The sequence below is a fragment of the Bacteroidia bacterium genome, assembly GCA_026932145.1.
GTDB lineage: Bacteria > Bacteroidota > Bacteroidia > J057 > JAIXKT01 > JAIXKT01.
Map to the genome: position 1 here is coordinate 17260 of JAIXKT010000002.1, position 1014 is coordinate 18273.

General features: G+C 40.6%; 1 protein-coding gene. It reads right to left on the minus strand.

Annotated features, from left to right (window positions below; genetic code table 11):
* Positions 1-70 precede the first annotated feature (70 nt).
* Positions 71-901, minus strand: a complete 831-nt coding sequence (locus LC115_00870) for an endonuclease domain-containing protein (GenBank protein ID MCZ2355232.1) — start codon at positions 899-901, stop codon at positions 71-73.
* Positions 902-1014: the final 113 nt, after the last annotated feature.

Below are 1014 nucleotides of genomic sequence, written 5' to 3' on the forward strand. Positions count from 1 at the left end.
TAGGAAACTGCTTGGGATGTGCGCCGAGTCCCCAGCGTCAGGTGCACGCTTTGTTGGTACGCTTTTGACCTTAAGACTCGCCTACCTTTTTCAGACCATCAAACAATGAAGGCTGATAAGAACCACTATCAAGATTTATCTTTCGTGGAATGACTTTGCCTTCATCAATTCCACCAAGATTATTGATCGTTTTAGCAACCGTTGAAACACAATAATCAGCGGCTTGTTCTTGAATTTGCTTTGTATTGAAACGTAAAACTTGCCAACCTTCTACTTTTAAATCATTATCACGCAAATTGTCTTGCTCTGCTTTTTCTGGGTTTGCGTGCCAGAAATCGCCATCTGTTTCAACATCAATATTGCCTTTAGCGCAGTATATTGCAAAGTCCAAAGCGTAGTCATTTCCTTTTGCAATTACAAAATCTTGCCTTTCGGCTGGAATATTGTATCGCTTGAATTCTGCCCATAACTTATCTTCAAGCGAACTTTCATCGTAAAGGTCATTTATTTCAACTGCGTTTGTAAATTTTTCCCATGTTGTTGGGATGAAGATAATCCTGCGATATCTACGGCTATAAATTGGCTTTGGCAATCTTTGAATTGGCTTCACAAAAATTTGGTAATAATATTTATTGCTCTTTTCGTCTTGTGGCTCATCGGGAAATAATTGCCAGCGACGTACTCTCCGAATTTCGACAACTTCCGCAAAATAATTTATGGCATGTTTTTCTGCGCCAATAGCACTTGTTTGATAAAATGCTAACCATTTCGGATGCCATTTTTCTTTCAACCACTTTTTGACACTGCTTACAGGAATTCTATACCAAAGTTGCTCACGCAAAATGGCAAAATCCAATTTCTTATTGATTATCGCTACAAGGACTTCACCACGTTTTGACATGAATTATTTTGACTCTCGTTTTGCAAGGGGCGTACCAACGGTTTGCGTTACCTGCGCTGGGGCGGGGACGGCGAAGCCGTCCAACCAGAAAAAGGACAAGGCGTAGGAAACTG